Raw genomic sequence first — 15297 nt, 5'->3', positions numbered from 1 at the left:
TGCCGGTTCTTTGGGGTTTGACCACATGACATCCACCGTTTCTTCCGTCGATGCTCCGGCTATGGAGGCTTTGGCCGCGCTTTCAGGGCGTGTGCGGGAGGATCTGGCGAAAATCCGCTATGCGACGGGCAACTGGAGCCTGACGCAGGACCGGGACGGGGAAGCGGTTCTGGATGTGGCGATTATCGGTGCGGGGCAGGGGGGCATCACATCATGCTTCGGGCTGCGGCGGCAGGGTGTGACCAATGTGCAGGTCTTTGAAAAAGCGGCGAAAGGCGGCGAAGGTCCGTGGGTGACGTTTGCACGCATGATCACGCTGCGCACGCCCCGGCATGTCACGGGGCCGGATCTGGGTATTCCCAGCCTTACGCCCCAATCCTGGTTCGAGGCGCGGTATGGCGCGAAGGCCTGGGAGGATCTGGACAAGATTTCCCGCCATGACTGGCAGGCCTATCTGGACTGGGTGCGGCAGACGCTCGACATCCCGGTCGTGAACGATCAGGAACTGGTGCATGTCGGCTGGGACAACGGGCTGCTGCGGCTGACATTCCGCAATGCGGCCGGTCAGGAGACGGTGCGTCTGGCGCGGCGGATGGTTCTGGCGACGGGCATTGAAGGCGGGGGGACGTGGCATGTGCCGTCCTTCATTTCCGAGACGCTGCCGAAATCCGTTTATGCCCATACGCATGAAGACATTTATTTTGAAGCCCTGAAGGGCAAGCGGATTGGTGTTCTGGGGGCCGGGGCCTCCGCGTTCGACAATGCGGCGACGGCGCTGGAAAAGGGCGCGGGTCGGGTGGATCTGTGCCTGCGTCGGGCGAAGATCCCGGCCATCAATCCGTATCGCTGGATGGAAAATGCGGGCTTTCTGGCGCATTTTTCGGAACTGCCGGACCTGACGCGCTGGCGTTTCATGCGGCAGATTTACAGCCTGAACCAGCCACCCCCGCAGGACACGTTCTGGCGCTGCCGCCGTCATGAGAATTTTGCTTTCCATCCCGGGACGCCCTGGACGGCGACGCGGATGGATGGCGAGGAGATCGTGGTGACGACGCCGCAGGGCGAGATGCGCTTTGATTTCCTGATCATCGGGACGGGGTTCACGATCGACCTGTCGCAGCGTCCGGAAACGCGGGATTTCGCTTCTTCGGTTCTGTTGTGGCGCGATCATTTCACGCCACCGGCCGGGGAAGACAGTGCGCTTCTGGGGAGCCATCCGTATCTGGGCGCGCGGTTCCAGTTCCTGCCGAAAGATGCGTCCGATCCGAAGACGCCGATGCTGGCGGCGATCTACAATTTCACGTTCGGGGCCATGCCGAGCATGGGGCTTTCGGGCGCGTCCATCAGCGGGATGCGTTTTGGCGTGGAGAAGCTGGCGCGGGGCATTGCGCGCGATCTGTTCGTGGAGGACGGCGACAGGCATCTGGCGAGCCTGCTGGCCTATGACACGGAAGAACTCGTCAGTCTCGATCCGCCGGTGCTTTGATAAGGGAAACGCCCATGACGCAGGACAGCTACCCGCGGGACATGATCGGCTATGGCCGCACGCCGCCTGATCCGAAATGGCCGAATGGCGCGCGTATCGCCGTGCAGTTCGTCATCAATTACGAGGAAGGGGCGGAGAATTCGGTGCTGCATGGGGATGCGGGGTCCGAAGCATTCCTGTCCGAAATGGTGGGCACGAAATCCATTATCGGGGCGCGCTGTGCGCAGATGGAGAGCCTGTACGAATATGGCAGCCGGGCCGGGTTCTGGCGGCTGCGGCGTCTGTTCGATGACGCCGGGATGCCGGTGACGGTGTTTGGTGTGGCGAAGGCGCTGGCCCGTAATCCGGATGCGGTGGCGGCCATGAAGGAGAGCGGCTGGGAAATTGCGTCCCACGGTCTGCGCTGGATTGATTATCAGGATTTCCCCGAGGACGTGGAACGGGCGCATATCCGCGAGGCGATTGCGCTGCATACCGAAGTGACGGGGGAGCGGCCTCTGGGCTGGTATCAGGGGCGTACGAGCCCGAACACGGCGCGTCTGGTCGCGGAGGAAGGCGGGTTTGTTTATGACGCCGATTCCTATGCGGATGACCTGCCGTATTACGACCGCACCCATGGCCGGGCGCAGTTGATCGTGCCGTATACGCTCGATGCGAACGACATGAAGTTTGCCGCGCTGAACGGGTTTACGGAAGGCGAGCAGTTCTTCACCTATCTGCGCGATGCGTTTGACATGCTGTATCGCGAGGGCGGACGGATGATGTCGATCGGGCTGCATTGCCGTCTGGCGGGCAAGCCAGCGCGGGCGCTGGGGCTGCTGAAATTTCTGGAGCATATCCGTAAACACGAGGATGTCTGGGTGGCGACGCGGCTGGATATCGCGCGGCACTGGCAGTCTGTGCATCCGGCATGAAGATTTCGGACGTCAATGCGCTGTCAGCCGAGGCGTTTGTTGCGCAGTTCGGTGGGCTTTACGAACATTCGCCCTGGGTGGCGGAAGGGGCGTTGAAGGCGCGGCCTTTTGCGGATGTGGATGCGATGCTGTCCGCGTTTGCGCAGGTTGTGCGCTCTGCGGGCGCGGAAGCACAGCTTGCGCTGGTACGGGCGCATCCAGAGCTTGGACATCGCGCCGGGATTGATCCGGATCTAACGGAACATTCCGCCTCTGAACAGGCTTCGGCCGGGCTGGATCGTCTGACGCCTGTGGAATATGAGCGTTTCCGGGGGCTGAACGACGCGTATCGCGCGCGGTTTTCCATGCCGTTCGTGATCTGCGTGCGCAAGGTCGCTGCACCCGGAAAAGCGGCGAAAACCGTGATTATGGATGAAATGGAGCGCCGTCTGGCTGGCACTCCCGAACAGGAACTGACCGAGGTGCTGACGCAGATTGATGCGATTGCAGGGCTTCGTCTGAAAGATCTGGTGACGGCATGAGTTCTCTGTCCACGCATGTTCTCGATACGGTGTCCGGCAAGCCTGCCGCGGGTGTGAGCCTGCGTCTGTTACAGGGGGATCGGGTTCTGTTTGAAGGCCAGACGAATGCGGACGGGCGTTGCCCGGAGCTGCGGGATGTTGCAGTTTCGAAAGGGACGTATTGTCTGGAATTCCGGATTGGCGATTACTTCCGCAAAGGGGGGCAGGTTCTGTCTGATCCGCCGTTTCTGGATGTGGTGCCGATCGTGTTCGGGCTGGCGGCGGAGGCCCATGCGCATGTGCCCCTTCTGGCGGCGCCGTTCGGATATTCCACCTATCGCGGAAGCTGAGGGCTTTTCATGACTGCCGAGAACGCCGCGATGACCGGTCTGCATCCCGTTGACGAGAAACTGCCGGTCTGGCGGCTTGGGGCCTATGGGTTGCAGCATGTGCTGGCGTTCTATTCGGCGGCGGTCATTGTCCCGATCCTTGTGGCGGGGGCGCTGCATCTGCCGCGCGAGACGCTGATCCATCTGATTGACGCGGATCTGTTCACCTGCGGGATTGCGTCGCTGCTTCAGGCGGTGGGGTTTGGCCCGGTCGGGGTTCGGCTGCCGCTGTTGCAGGGTGTGACGTTTACTGCCGTGGGGCCGATGATTGCCATTGGCTCTGCCGTGGGCGGCGGGACGCCGGGGCTGTTGTCCATTTACGGGTCGGTCATCGTGGCGGGGTTCGTGACGTTGCTGATGGCGCGGCATTTCGCCGGGCTGGTGCGGTTTTTCCCGCCCGTCGTGACGGGGTCCATCATTCTCATCATCGGTCTGGCGCTGTTGCCGGTGGCGGCGAATGATATTGTCTCGGGGGCCAGTCCGTCCGTGATGCAGGACCATGTTCCGTTGCGGAGCATCTGGTACGGGCTGGGGACGCTGGCGTCCATTCTGGTGATCCAGCGGCTGTTTCGCGGGTTTATTGCCACGATTGCCGTGCTGATCGGACTGGTTCTGGGAACGCTGGTGGCCTGGATACTGGGCGATGCGAATTTCGGGGAGGTGTCGTCCGCGCCGCTTCTGTCCATCACGCATCCCTTCTATTTCGGGATGCCGACGTTTCATCCGGTCTCGATCCTGTCGATGGTGATCGTCATGACGATTTCCATGATCGAGACGATCGGCAACGTCTATGCGACGGGTGAAATCGTCGACAAGCCGATCACGTCCGAGGACATCGCCCGCACACTTCGGGCCGATGGAATCGCGACCATGCTCGGTGGCGTACTCAACTCGTTTCCCTATACGTGCTTTGCCGAAAATGTCGGGCTGGTGCGGATGACGGCGGTGAAGAGCCGCTGGGTCGTGGCGGCGGCGGCGGTCATCATGATGCTGCTCGGCTGCCTGCCGCGTCTGGGCGCGCTGGTGGCTGCGGTGCCACTGCCGGTTCTGGGTGGTGCTGCGCTGGCGATGTTCGCAACCGTGGCTGTGGTCGGTGTGCAGACGCTCTCGCGGGTTGATTTCAACCGGCAGAGCAATGTGATTATCGTGGGTACCAGCATCGGGCTGAGTATGCTCGCGACAGCGCAGCCGCATATCTCTGATACGTTTCCGATGTGGGCGAAGATCGTCTTTGGAAGCGGGATTACGCTTGGATCGTTGTCGGCGATTTCACTGCATCTGATTTTCAATGTGAAGCGGACTATTCATGAGGCAACGCATGCGACGGATGTTCCGCGTGAAGCGCTGATTGACGAGCGTATTAGGGAAGGGTGAGGCTCAGGGCTCTGCCCTGAAACCCGCCAAAGGCCGGGGGCCTCTGGACACCGATTCATGTAATCAGGGTGCAGGGATCGAGATCCCTGCCGGGTCCGGGCAGCGCCCGGAACGCCCAGTCAGAAACCGGTCTGGGCAGAAAAATAAAAGCCCGTCTGGTTTTTGAACGTTGCGATCGTGCCAAGTGACACGTAGGCGAGCGTGATGTTCAGGTGCTTGTTGATGAAATAGCTGGTGTAGACGTCAAACCAGTTGCTTTCGTCGGTGAAGCGCTGGTTACGGGGCTTGGTGCGGTATTCCACGCCGACGATGAGGCCGGGCAGGAAGGGCGGCAGATAGCCGAGAGAGCCTTCGAACTGCGGGTGGTAGCTGTTGTCGAGGTCGCCGCCGAAGCCGATGATGCCCCACTGGTTGCCCTTGGTGAAGCGGACGGTGGTGTCGATCAGGATGCCCACTTTGGGAAACAGTTTGGTGACGGCGAGATAGGCGTCTGCGCCGTCGGTGTGTTTTGAGCCGACCATGTGAATGATGCGGCCGTCGCTGTCATGCTTGTACATGGCGCCGACGGCGACCTGCGGGATCAGGGTGTTGTCAGCGACATGGCCGAAAAGGCGGATCTTTGCGCCTGCGACGTCGAGGTCGAACTGGTAGCCGTTGCCGATGCCGAGTTTGGCGCCTGTGGCACGGGTCTGGAAGAAATTATGGGTGTAGGAAAGCTCGACGCGGTCGAAAAGACCGATCGAGGCACCGACGTTCTGGTCCCAGTAATTGGTGAGGTTCACATAGCTGTAGTGAAAGGCCATGCCTGCGCTCTTGTCGCTGCCATACCCGCTGATGGTGGCCCAGCTTGCGAGGCCGCCGCCGCTTGAGCCTTCAAGAGACGTCATGCCGCCAGTGCCGATGGCGCGCTGTCCGTCGAAGAGCGTGCGGAACATGGACTTGCTGTTGCCGTCATTGCCCAGGGTGACCTGCGGAGCATTGGCAGTGTCGTCTGCGGCATGTGCTTTGTGCGCGGGGATGAGGGGGGTGAGGGACAGGACCGCGGTCAGGGACATCAGGGAACGGAAAGCCTGCGCGGAGGAAGAAGAACGGTGCATGGGTCCTGCTTTTAGATCGCGAGCCCGAGGGTGAGCCAGGAGTATTCTCGCAGGTTAAATACTGCCTTCAGTATGACTGTGGAAATACTGACAAATAATTAAGATAGCCCCGCAATTTTGAAAAAATTCAGTGTCAAAAGATGGCATGGCTGTTTTCGCGCTGTGTGCGCCCCTGGTATCAGGGTGCGCTGCGCTGGTGACGGAGTTCCCCGGCGACATAGGTTGCGGCGATGCTGCGGTCGTCGCCCAGCATGGTGAGGGCGAACAGGCGGTCGGCGAGGGTTTCGGCTGTCTGCGCGCGGATCCGCCCCAGAGGCGTGGCGGCGGGATCGAAGACGCAGAGATCGGCGTAGAGACCGGGCCGGATGCTGCCGATCCTGTCCTGAAGGCCGAGGGACTGTGCGCCTCCCGCCGTGGCGAGCCAGAGCCCCTGCGCGGGATGGAGTTTCGTCTGGAGCCCCTGCGCGACCTTGTAGGCGTCGGACAGGACCTGAAGCAGCGACAGGGACGGCCCGGCGCCGATGTCGCTGCCGATGCCGACGCGCACGCGGCGTTCGGGTTTGAGGGCTTCAAAAAGCGGAAAGGAGCCGCTGCCGAGGAACTGGTTTGAGCCGGGACAGTGCGCGATGGAGCAGCCGGTGTCGTGACAGCGCTGGAAATCGGCTTCTTCGGCATGGACGGCGTGGGCGAGGATGGCGCGGGGGCGCAGGAGACCGGCCTTGTCGTACACGTCCAGATAGGAGCTGCGATCGGTGAAAAGTTCGCGGACCCAGGCGATTTCGGAGCGGTTTTCGAGCAGATGCGTCTGCATGAACAGGTCGGGCTTTGTGGCGAGAAGGGCGCCTGCGAGATCGAGCTGTTCGGGGGTGCTGGTGGGGGCGAAGCGGGGGGTGACGGCGTAGAGCTGGCGTCCGCGATTGTGCCACCGCGCGATGAGGTCCGCAGACTGGTCGTAGCCGCGCTGGGCAGTGTCGCGCAGGTTTTCCGGGGCGTTGCGGTCCATCAGGACCTTGCCTGCGATCATGCAGGTATTGAGGCGCTCGGATTCCTCGAAGAAGGCATCCACGGACTGGGGGTGGACCGTGCAGTACACGGCGGCCGTCGTGGTGCCGACGCGCAGAAGTTCGTTCAGGAACTGCCGGGCAACAGTGCGGGCATAGGTGATGTCGGCGTAGCGGGCTTCGGCGGGGAAGACGTAGTTTTCCAGCCATTGCAGAAGCTGTTCGCCGTAGGAGGCGATGACCGGGAGCTGCGGGTAATGGACATGGGTGTCGATCATGCCTGCGGAGATCAGCATGTCGGGATAATGATCGAGGGGCGTTCCGGCGGGGATGGTGTCGCGCAGGATGTCCCAGGGACCGGCAGCGGTGATGCAGCCGTTTTCAGTCAGGATCAGGCCATCGGGCTCGTGATGCAGGGCGTCCATGGGATCGGTGGTGAAGGGATCGGCATGGAAGGTCAGAAAGGGGCCGCGGATGGCCCGGTGGGAAATGGTGTGGGAACTGGCGTGGGAAGTGCTGCTCTGGGTCATGGAAAATACTTTATCGCAGGAAACGCGCCTGTGTCTGCGTCAGGAGGGTGTGGATCAGGCCGCAGGTATAGAGGAGCAGCGTCAGGTCCAGCACGAGGAGGATGCGATGGCTGGAAGCGTAGATTGTGGGGGACAGGCCCGTCAGGATCGTGATGATGAACCCTCCGGTCAGGAAGGACAGGAGGGTGGCGGCGTTTTTCAGGGACAGGGCGCACCACAGGATCGAGACGAACAGGCACAGCGTGAGGAAAAACGCGACATAGGTGTTGAGAGAGACCCAGTTCAGATCATAGAGGAACCGGTCGCAGCGCAGGGCCCCGAGCAGGTGTGTGGGAAGCATGAGCAGGAGACCCAGCAGCATCACGCCCATGGCGGCCATATCCTGAAAGCCCCGGTTCTGTTTGACGAACGCCAGAAAGCAGAGGGACAGCCCAAGGGCTGCGAGAAGGATGTGGTTGTCCGGGCTGATGCTGGTGCGGTGGATGCGGTCGAGGGCGAGGGAGAGTTTTTGAAGGGTGTCGTATTGGGGGAATTCCGGCAGCCAGTTGCCGATTTCCGCGACATAGCGGTGCCCGTTTCCAGGAGCGGCGAGGACGATGGCCGAGAAGATGGCGGCGAGCGTCAGATAGAGGGCGCTGTAAAGAGAAACCGTTCGGCGGCTCAGGGCGGACAGAGCTGTGGAAATAACTGTGCAGAACAGCAGGAGCAGGGAGGACTGTTCGATCGAGCAGCCGATGGGCAGGGCTGCAAGCGACAGGAAACGCATCGTGTTTCCTGCCTCATTCTGCCGCAGAAACACGCTGATCGAGAAAAAGGCGAAGGAGACCGGGAGCAGGTAATTGTAGAAGCCTGAGAGCCAGTAAACGGACTCTTCCGTGACCTCGTGCGGGAGGAGCAGGAAGAGCCCCATGACGAGCGGGATTCCGAAAGCGGGTTTCAGGGATGACCGCAGGGTGCAGGACCAGATGGCATAGGCCAGAAGAACCGCGCAGAACGGGATGAGGAGTTTCCAGAAGAGCGCATAGCGGATGGTTTCAGCCAGTGCGGCCTCGATGACGACCCGGCCGGACCATGTCATGTAGCGCATGTGCAGGAAGGACAGCAGGCTTCGGTGATCGAGGGCGTGGCGGAACATGTCGTTGTCGATGAAAATCGACTGGTTGATGTGGGCGCCGATCCAGAAAGTCGCGATCAGGAGGAAGGCGATGAAGGCGCCGTTGCGCAGGAGCGTCGTCTTAAGAGCGGCAGACATGCGACATCCTGTAGAGCGTGTGTCCTGCGATGATGTTCAGATGGATATGTGGCGTTATCCCGGCCGGAATGCGGGCGATGGCGGTGAAGCCGTACCGGTTGTGAAACGCATTGCCGTCCGTATGGGTGGGGTGTGCGATATCGGGTCGCTCCTGAAGCCTGTAGGGAATGGACACTTCCTGCGCTCCGTCTCCGGCCGTGAGGACAAAAGAGGCTTTGGGGCCGGGCCAGAGATCTGACAGGACCCATCCGGACACGGAGATGAATTTCGGGGTGATGTGACAGGTCTCCACGCGGGCTTTCATGGAGGGGTCGTCTGCGGAGGTGAAACTGTCCGGACTGAAGGTTCTGTGTGCCGTCCAGGCATGGCAGAGGGCCAGCGTCAGAAGAAGTGAGAGGCTTATCCCGAGTACAAAGGCATGGGTCTTCAGAAGCGTGAGGCTCTGATGCAGGGCATCGGGTATCTTCATCAGTCTGCTCTGGCCGTTCGGGAGGTCCCCTGTCTGCCATCCGGGCAGCAGCCTGTCCATGCGGCCTTTCGGGCTGGCATCCCGGCTTTGGCCCTGATATTTCCGGGGCTGTCTCTTTCATCCGATCGCGGCTGTGTCTGCGGTCCCGGTCGCCGGATCCCTACCCCATGTCCGATAGTCTCGAGCCGATCCGTATTGTCGCGCTGTATCATTTCACGCCGTTCGCAGACCCTGCCGCATTGCGGGAGCCGTTGCTGGAATTGTGCGAGCGTGAGGGGATCAGGGGGATTCTGCTTCTGGCGCGCGAAGGGATCAACGGCACGATTGCCGGGACGGACGAGGGTATGGAGCGCGTGATGGCGCATATCCGCGCGCTTCCGGGCTGTGCGGACCTGGAAAGCAAGGACTCCCGCGCGCCTGAACTGCCGTTTCGCCGCATGAAGGTGCGGCTGAAAAAGGAAATCGTCACGATGGGTGAGCCGGATATCGACCCGCTTCAGGGCGTGGGGCGGTATGTAGCGCCAGAAGACTGGAACGCGCTGATTTCCGATCCCGATACGATCCTGATTGATACGCGCAACGATTATGAAGTGGCGATTGGGACGTTCAAAGGCGCGGAAGACCCCAAAACGAAATCCTTCCGCGAATTTCCTGAATGGTTTCGCAAACGGCGGCAGGAACTGGAAGCGGAAGGCCGTTTGCCGAAGATTGCCATGTTCTGCACGGGCGGTATCCGCTGCGAAAAATCAACCTCCTTTGCGCGGGCGGAGGGTGTGGACGAGGTCTATCATCTCAAGGGCGGGATTCTGAAATATCTGGAGACCGTTCCGGAAGAAGAAAGCCTGTGGGAAGGCGAGTGCTTCGTGTTTGACCAGCGTGTTTCTGTGAAGCACGGGCTGGAGATCGGGACGCATGATGTCTGCCATGCCTGCCGTCGGCCGCTGAACGCGCATGACAAGGGCTCGCCGCTGTTCGTGCAGGGTGTGTCGTGCCCGCATTGCCATAACGAACGCACGGAAGAGCAGCGCCATCGCTATGCCGAACGTGAGCGTCAGGAAGCGCTGGCTCAGGCGCGGCGGGCCGGGCATCTGGGGGTTCGCCAGAAGTAAGTGTGGATGGGCGGGGGAGCGAAGATACTCTCGCTGAAAGGGCTTCTAGCTTTCCCCGACGAGCAAAGCGGGAGTAGGATTTTCCCGAGAAGTGCGGAGCCTGTTGCGGGATTGATATTGTCGACGCTGTTTTGTTATCTCGTACAAAACAATCCCGGAACTCGTGCCCAGATTGAGACTTTCGATCATTCCAAACATGGGAATGGAGACGCATTGTCGGCTTCGTTGGGCGGCGAGGTCGCTAATTCCTCTTGTTTCACTTCCGAACCAAACTGCCAGCTTGGCATGTTCGGTAAAATCGCCTTCGTCCAACAAAATATTGGACATGCCTTGTCGATGGGGTGATGTAACAATCGAGACGAAGTGGTTTTTTTCCAAATGTGCAAGACACTCTTCTGTGCTGCCGAAGCGTTTTACGAATGTCCATTTGACGGCGGAAACCGATAGCTTCGAGAGTTTTGGTTCGGTACGCAACTCATTCCAGTCGTCCGAGAGAACTCCACGAGGGTCAATGACGTACACTTTTTCTGCGCCGAAAGCGTTCACGTTCCGGATGACGGTTCCTATATTTCGTGGGTTTTCCGGGTCTTCGATGACAACGATAAGGTTTTTGCACCGGAAGTCTCGTATCGCATCCGCTCTTTTCCGGGCGCGTGATTTATCTGTCTGTTTGCGTTCGATCGTCACACTCAAGCCCCCACCGTACGGGCACCATATCTAGCGACGATGTCGGTTGGTGTCCAAAGCCCGGATCATGATGCATGGTCCTCCAGTAATGGAAGGCCATATATCATGATCTGTCGTCTTTTTAGTGTACTTTGAAAGATACGGCCCGGTTCAGGCTTTGGTCTTGTTATGTGATCCGGCGGGGTGGCCTGTTCAAGCGACGGCAAGACGAGGCCATGCTATTTCCTAAAGGCCAATTTCAATGATCCGCGTTGTTCTCAGCCTGATTTTTACCGTCTTTATCAGCGGCACTGCATTCGCGGGCGCCAGGCCGGAAACGTTGGAGGAGTTGACCCATAACCTCAACATTGTGCTCAACGAGGAGCTTGATGGAAAGGCATCGCTCAACGGACGGCTGATCGTGCGCGTCGAGCGTGCCTCGATCTGCAAGTCGGCGGTCTGGACACAGAGCAGCGGCGTCGGATCGCCATTGCGGCGTGATCTGCTGGAGTGGGACGAGATGTTTAATGGTGATCCTCGGATCGGGCCCCAGTCTTACTATATGATTTTCGTCTATGCCGACCATCGGAGGGACGATGTCGTGTCCATGCCTCTCACGGCGCATCCGGACCGTTTTGAAGATACGGCCGGTATCAACCTCCTGTCGTGCCAACCCCAACCCAAGCATCATCATCGCCAGTGACGATGCATGGGGCCGGCGATCCGACCGGGTTCAGGTTTTGGTTTTGGTTTTGTTGTGGGACCCGGCGGGACGGCCTCTGGGTTTCTTTTCGGGAGCTTTTTCGGCGGCCTTGTCTTTGGCTGCCTTTGCCTTTTTCGCGGCTGTGCGTTCGGCTTTTGGGGGCGGCAGGCTGGCGGCGAGCATGGCCTGTGTGATCTTGGTGGCCGTGACTTTGCGCGGCTGTCTTGCGCCCGGTGCGTCCAGAAGCGGGGCGAGGAAGCGGCCGGTATGGCTGGTTTTGCAGGCAGCGATGTCTTCCGGCGTTCCGGCTGCGACGACCTGACCGCCGCCGTCTCCGCCTTCGGGGCCGATATCAATCAGCCAGTCGGCCGTCTTGATGACTTCCAGATTGTGCTCGATCACCAGAACCGTGTTGCCCTGATCGACGAGGGTGTGCAGCACTTCAAGCAGCTTGCGGACGTCTTCGGTGTGCAGGCCGGTTGTGGGTTCATCAAGGATATAGACCGTGCGGCCGGTGGCGCGTTTGGCCAGTTCCTTTGACAGCTTGACGCGCTGGGCCTCACCGCCCGAAAGCGTGGTGGCCTGCTGGCCGAGGGCGACATAGCCCAGCCCGACCTGTTGCAGGATGGCGAGACGGTCGCGGATCTTGGGGGCGGCCTGAAAGAACGGCAGGGCCTCGTCCACGGTCATGGCCAGCACGTCGGCGATGGATTTTCCGCGGAACTTCACTTCCAGCGTTTCGCGGTTGTAGCGCGCGCCTTTGCAGGTGTCGCAGGTCACGTACACGTCCGGCAGGAAGTGCATCTCGATTTTGAGAACACCGTCGCCCTGACAGGCTTCGCAGCGACCGCCCTTCACGTTGAAGGAGAAGCGGCCCGGCTTGTAACCACGCGCTTTGGATTCGGGGAGTTCGGCGAACCAGTCGCGGATCGGGGCGAACAGGTCCGTATAGGTTGCGGGGTTGGAGCGCGGGGTCCGGCCGATCGGGGATTGGTCGATCTCGATGATCTTGTCGAGATTGTCCACGCCCTCCAGACGGTCATAGGGGAGCGGCGTCTGGCTCGATTTCATGAGCTGGCGGGACAGCGCCTTATACAGCGTGTCGATGACCAGCGTGGATTTGCCGCCACCCGAAACACCCGTGACGGCGATGAAGGTGCCGAGCGGGAAATCGACCGTCAGATCCTTGAGGTTGTTCCCGCGTGCGCCGTGCAGGGTCAGCATGCCGCTGGGCTTGCGGCGTTCGGTCGGAACGGGAATGACCTTGCGGCCTGACAGATAGGCGCCGGTGATGCTGTTGGGGTTTTTGGCGACCTCTGCCGGGGTGCCGACGGCAATGACTTCGCCGCCGAGTTTGCCTGCACCCGGTCCCATGTCGATCAGGTAGTCGGCGGCGCGGATGGCGTCTTCGTCATGTTCGACGACGATGACGGTGTTGCCGAGGCGCTTGAGGCGTTCGAGCGTGCCGAGCAGGCGTTCGTTGTCGCGCTGGTGCAGACCGATTGAAGGCTCGTCCAGCACATACAGAACGCCCGTCAGGCCCGAACCGATCTGCGATGCCAGACGGATGCGCTGGCTTTCACCACCCGACAGGGTTGCGGAGCCGCGCGAGAGGGTGAGGTAGTCCAGCCCGACATCGTCGAGGAAGTGCAGACGGTCGGTGATTTCGCGCAGGATACGACGGGCGATTTCGGCGCGCTGGGGCGTGAGGGTCGCTTCCACGGTGGAGAACCAGTCGAGCGCCTTGCGGATCGGCATGTCCGAGGCTTCGGCGATGTTGAGGTCCTTGACCTTCACGCACAGCGCCTCGGGTTTGAGGCGTGCGCCGTGGCAGGCATGGCAGGGTTTTTCGGACTGATAGCGCGACAGTTCTTCGCGCACCCACATGCTGTCCGTCTGGGCCATGCGGCGGCGCAGGTTCTTCAGCACGCCTTCGAACGGTTTGGTGACGATATGGACCTTCCCGCCATCGGTATAGGGAATGTCGATCGGCTCTTTCGAACCGTTGATGATGAGGTCACGCGTAGCGGGCTGGAGGTCGGACCAGGGCGTGTTCATGTCATCGCCGCAATGGCGGGCGAGGGCGGCGAGCGTCTGGTCATACCAGTCCGTGCTCGCACCCTTCCAGGGGGCGATGGCGCCTTCGGCCAGCGTCAGGCTGTCATCCGGGACAATCAGGTTTTCGTCAAAATGGGTTTCGGTGCCGATACCGTCACAAACCGGGCAGGCGCCCATCGGGGCGTTGAAGGAAAACAGGCGCGGCTCGATCTCCTCGATTGTGAAGCCGGAGACGGGGCAGGCGAAGCGAGACGAGAAGACGACATGCGCCGGGGCTTCCTTCTCGCCTGCACGTTTGACTTCCTCGGCATAGGCCAGGCCGTCCGAGAGTTCGAGGGCGGTCTCGAAGCTGTCGGCGAGGCGGGATTCGAGACCTTCCTTGACGACAATCCGGTCCACGACGACTTCGACGGTGTGGCGCGTCTTGCGGTTCAGCTCAGGGGCCTCGGCGATTTCGTACAGTTCGCCGTCGATTTTCACGCGGGTGAAGCCCTTGCGCGTCAGTTCGGCGAGTTCGCGCTTGCAGTCGCCCTTGCGATCCCGCACGACGGGGGCCAGCAGCATCAGGCGCATGCCGTCGGGCATGGCCATGATGCGGTCAACCATCTGGCTGACGGTCTGCGCCTCGATCGGCAGGCCGGTCGCGGGGGAATAGGGGATGCCCACGCGCGCCCAGAGCAGGCGCATGTAGTCGTGAATTTCCGTGATCGTGCCCACGGTCGAGCGCGGGTTCTTGGACGTGGTTTTCTGTTCGATCGAGATGGCCGGGGAGAGGCCTTCGATGGAGTCCACATCCGGCTTGCCCATCAGTTCAAGGAACTGGCGGGCATAGGCGGACAGGCTCTCCACATAGCGTCGCTGGCCTTCGGCATAGATCGTGTCGAAAGCCAGCGAGGATTTTCCGGAGCCTGAGAGGCCCGTGATGATCGTCAGGGAATCCCGCGGGATCGTGGCGTCGATGTTCTTGAGATTATGGGCGCGGGCCCCACGGACGCGGATCGAATGATTGTCTGGAAAGCTCACGGAGACCCCGGAATGTGGAGAAAAGGCAGTTGTGAGATCGAACGCGCTTGAATGGCGTTGGATTGTTCCCCATTAGATGGGAACTTACGCACGTATGAAAAGAACAATTCGAGAAAATTGGTTGGGACGGGAATGGCAGGCAGCGTCAACAAGGTGATTCTGGTCGGGAATCTGGGCAAGGACCCGGAAGTCCGCAACACGCAGTCGGGGTCTAAGATCGTCAACCTGACCGTTGCGACGTCGGACACCTGGAACGATCGTCAGTCCGGCGAGCGCAAGGAGCGCACCGAGTGGCATCGCGTGGTGATCTTCAACGAGCGGACGGCTGATGTTGCCGAGCGGTTCCTGCGCAAGGGGCGCAAGGTCTATATCGAGGGCGAACTTCGCACCCGCAAATGGACCGACCAGTCCGGCCAGGAGAAATATACGACCGAAGTCGTGATCGACCGCTTCCGGGGTGATCTGGTGCTGATCGACAGCAATCGCAGCGGTGGCGGCGATGATGGCGGTTTTGACACCGGTGGCGGCTATGGCGGCGGCAATGGTGGTGGCTTCGGGGGAGGAAGCCGTGGCGGCTCCGCTGGCGGTTCGGGCGGCGGCTTTGGCGGCGGTTCCCGTGGAAATGCCGGCGGGGCTTCTGGCGGCGGTCGTTCGGGTGGCAGCAACGGTGGCTGGGACGCCCCGCCGGACAACGACCTGGACGATGAAATCCCGTTCTGAGTTCAG

The 15297-nt window shown here is 60.9% G+C and carries 14 protein-coding genes; 8 read left to right on the top strand and 6 right to left on the bottom strand.

Annotation, left to right across the window (positions count from 1 at the left end):
- Positions 1-25 precede the first annotated feature (25 nt).
- The 5 genes from HK22_RS11125 to HK22_RS11105 are packed head-to-tail and all read left to right on the top strand — an operon-like array spanning position 26 to position 4663.
- Positions 26-1486, top strand: a complete 1461-nt coding sequence (locus HK22_RS11125) for a SidA/IucD/PvdA family monooxygenase (RefSeq protein ID WP_198945538.1) — start codon at positions 26-28, stop codon at positions 1484-1486.
- A 14-nt stretch (positions 1487-1500) separates the two neighbouring features.
- The gene (gene puuE, locus HK22_RS11120) at positions 1501-2400 is read left to right on the top strand and encodes an allantoinase PuuE (protein WP_086649292.1); all 900 of its coding nucleotides are present in this window, start codon (positions 1501-1503) and stop codon (positions 2398-2400) included.
- On the top strand, positions 2397-2921 hold the full coding sequence (uraD, locus tag HK22_RS11115) for a 2-oxo-4-hydroxy-4-carboxy-5-ureidoimidazoline decarboxylase (RefSeq protein WP_086649291.1): 525 nt from the start codon (positions 2397-2399) through the stop codon (positions 2919-2921). Before puuE ends, uraD begins: the two co-directional genes overlap by 4 nt.
- Positions 2918-3250 carry a hydroxyisourate hydrolase gene (gene uraH, locus HK22_RS11110; RefSeq protein WP_086649290.1) on the top strand — a complete coding sequence of 111 codons (333 nt, stop codon included), beginning with the start codon at positions 2918-2920 and terminating at the stop codon, positions 3248-3250. Before uraD ends, uraH begins: the two co-directional genes overlap by 4 nt.
- A gap of 9 nt (positions 3251-3259) precedes the next feature.
- Entirely contained in the window at positions 3260-4663 is a 1404-nt protein-coding gene (locus HK22_RS11105) for a nucleobase:cation symporter-2 family protein (RefSeq protein WP_077803499.1), read from the top strand.
- Between the two features lie 119 nt (positions 4664-4782).
- Here the strand turns inward: HK22_RS11105 and HK22_RS11100 are convergent, their stop codons facing one another.
- From HK22_RS11100 to HK22_RS11085, 4 genes are all read right to left on the bottom strand, one after another.
- A complete protein-coding gene (locus HK22_RS11100) occupies positions 4783-5760 on the bottom strand; it encodes a DUF3034 family protein (protein WP_086649289.1) in 978 nt (325 codons plus the stop codon).
- A gap of 178 nt (positions 5761-5938) precedes the next feature.
- A complete protein-coding gene (gene guaD, locus HK22_RS11095) occupies positions 5939-7291 on the bottom strand; it encodes a guanine deaminase (RefSeq protein WP_198945537.1) in 1353 nt (450 codons plus the stop codon).
- Positions 7292-7301: 10 nt separating this feature from the next.
- Positions 7302-8543: a hypothetical protein gene (locus HK22_RS11090; RefSeq protein WP_086649288.1), complete on the bottom strand. Its 1242-nt coding sequence runs from the start codon at positions 8541-8543 to the stop codon at positions 7302-7304.
- Positions 8527-9012: a hypothetical protein gene (locus HK22_RS11085; protein ID WP_143412412.1), complete on the bottom strand. Its 486-nt coding sequence runs from the start codon at positions 9010-9012 to the stop codon at positions 8527-8529. Before HK22_RS11085 ends, HK22_RS11090 begins: the two co-directional genes overlap by 17 nt.
- Positions 9013-9179: 167 nt before the next feature.
- On the opposite strand from HK22_RS11085, the gene HK22_RS11080 reads away from it, so the two are divergent.
- Positions 9180-10121: a rhodanese-related sulfurtransferase gene (locus HK22_RS11080; RefSeq protein WP_086649286.1), complete on the top strand. Its 942-nt coding sequence runs from the start codon at positions 9180-9182 to the stop codon at positions 10119-10121.
- Positions 10122-10166: 45 nt separating this feature from the next.
- On the opposite strand, the gene HK22_RS11075 is transcribed toward HK22_RS11080, so the two are convergent.
- On the bottom strand, positions 10167-10808 hold the full coding sequence (locus HK22_RS11075) for an RNA methyltransferase (RefSeq protein WP_233142580.1): 642 nt from the start codon (positions 10806-10808) through the stop codon (positions 10167-10169).
- A gap of 241 nt (positions 10809-11049) precedes the next feature.
- On the opposite strand from HK22_RS11075, the gene HK22_RS11070 reads away from it, so the two are divergent.
- Positions 11050-11490 (top strand): hypothetical protein, encoded by a 441-nt coding sequence (locus tag HK22_RS11070; protein WP_086649285.1) that lies wholly within the window; start codon positions 11050-11052, stop codon positions 11488-11490.
- 30 nt (positions 11491-11520) lie between these two features.
- On the opposite strand, the gene uvrA is transcribed toward HK22_RS11070, so the two are convergent.
- Positions 11521-14571: an excinuclease ABC subunit UvrA gene (gene uvrA, locus HK22_RS11065; protein ID WP_086649284.1), complete on the bottom strand. Its 3051-nt coding sequence runs from the start codon at positions 14569-14571 to the stop codon at positions 11521-11523.
- A 132-nt stretch (positions 14572-14703) separates the two neighbouring features.
- Between uvrA and ssb the strand changes: the two genes are divergently transcribed.
- Entirely contained in the window at positions 14704-15291 is a 588-nt protein-coding gene (gene ssb / locus HK22_RS11060) for a single-stranded DNA-binding protein (RefSeq protein WP_086649283.1), read from the top strand.
- Positions 15292-15297 lie beyond the last annotated feature (6 nt).

It is taken from the genome of Gluconobacter sp. DsW_056, assembly GCF_002153595.1.
In the GTDB taxonomy this organism is placed as follows: Bacteria; Pseudomonadota; Alphaproteobacteria; order Acetobacterales; family Acetobacteraceae; genus Gluconobacter; species Gluconobacter albidus.
This window is presented reverse-complemented; position numbering and strand designations above follow the sequence as displayed.

Coding starts and splice junctions, on each gene's coding strand:
- HK22_RS11125 (WP_198945538.1), top strand. CDS start 26: ATGACATCCACCGTTTCTTCCGTCGATGCTCCGGCTATGGAGGCTTTG.
- puuE (WP_086649292.1), top strand. CDS start 1,501: ATGACGCAGGACAGCTACCCGCGGGACATGATCGGCTATGGCCGCACG.
- uraD (WP_086649291.1), top strand. CDS start 2,397: ATGAAGATTTCGGACGTCAATGCGCTGTCAGCCGAGGCGTTTGTTGCG.
- uraH (WP_086649290.1), top strand. CDS start 2,918: ATGAGTTCTCTGTCCACGCATGTTCTCGATACGGTGTCCGGCAAGCCT.
- HK22_RS11105 (WP_077803499.1), top strand. CDS start 3,260: ATGACTGCCGAGAACGCCGCGATGACCGGTCTGCATCCCGTTGACGAG.
- HK22_RS11100 (WP_086649289.1), bottom strand. CDS start 5,760: ATGCACCGTTCTTCTTCCTCCGCGCAGGCTTTCCGTTCCCTGATGTCC.
- guaD (WP_198945537.1), bottom strand. CDS start 7,291: ATGACCCAGAGCAGCACTTCCCACGCCAGTTCCCACACCATTTCCCAC.
- HK22_RS11090 (WP_086649288.1), bottom strand. CDS start 8,543: ATGTCTGCCGCTCTTAAGACGACGCTCCTGCGCAACGGCGCCTTCATC.
- HK22_RS11085 (WP_143412412.1), bottom strand. CDS start 9,012: ATGAAGATACCCGATGCCCTGCATCAGAGCCTCACGCTTCTGAAGACC.
- HK22_RS11080 (WP_086649286.1), top strand. CDS start 9,180: ATGTCCGATAGTCTCGAGCCGATCCGTATTGTCGCGCTGTATCATTTC.
- HK22_RS11070 (WP_086649285.1), top strand. CDS start 11,050: ATGATCCGCGTTGTTCTCAGCCTGATTTTTACCGTCTTTATCAGCGGC.
- ssb (WP_086649283.1), top strand. CDS start 14,704: ATGGCAGGCAGCGTCAACAAGGTGATTCTGGTCGGGAATCTGGGCAAG.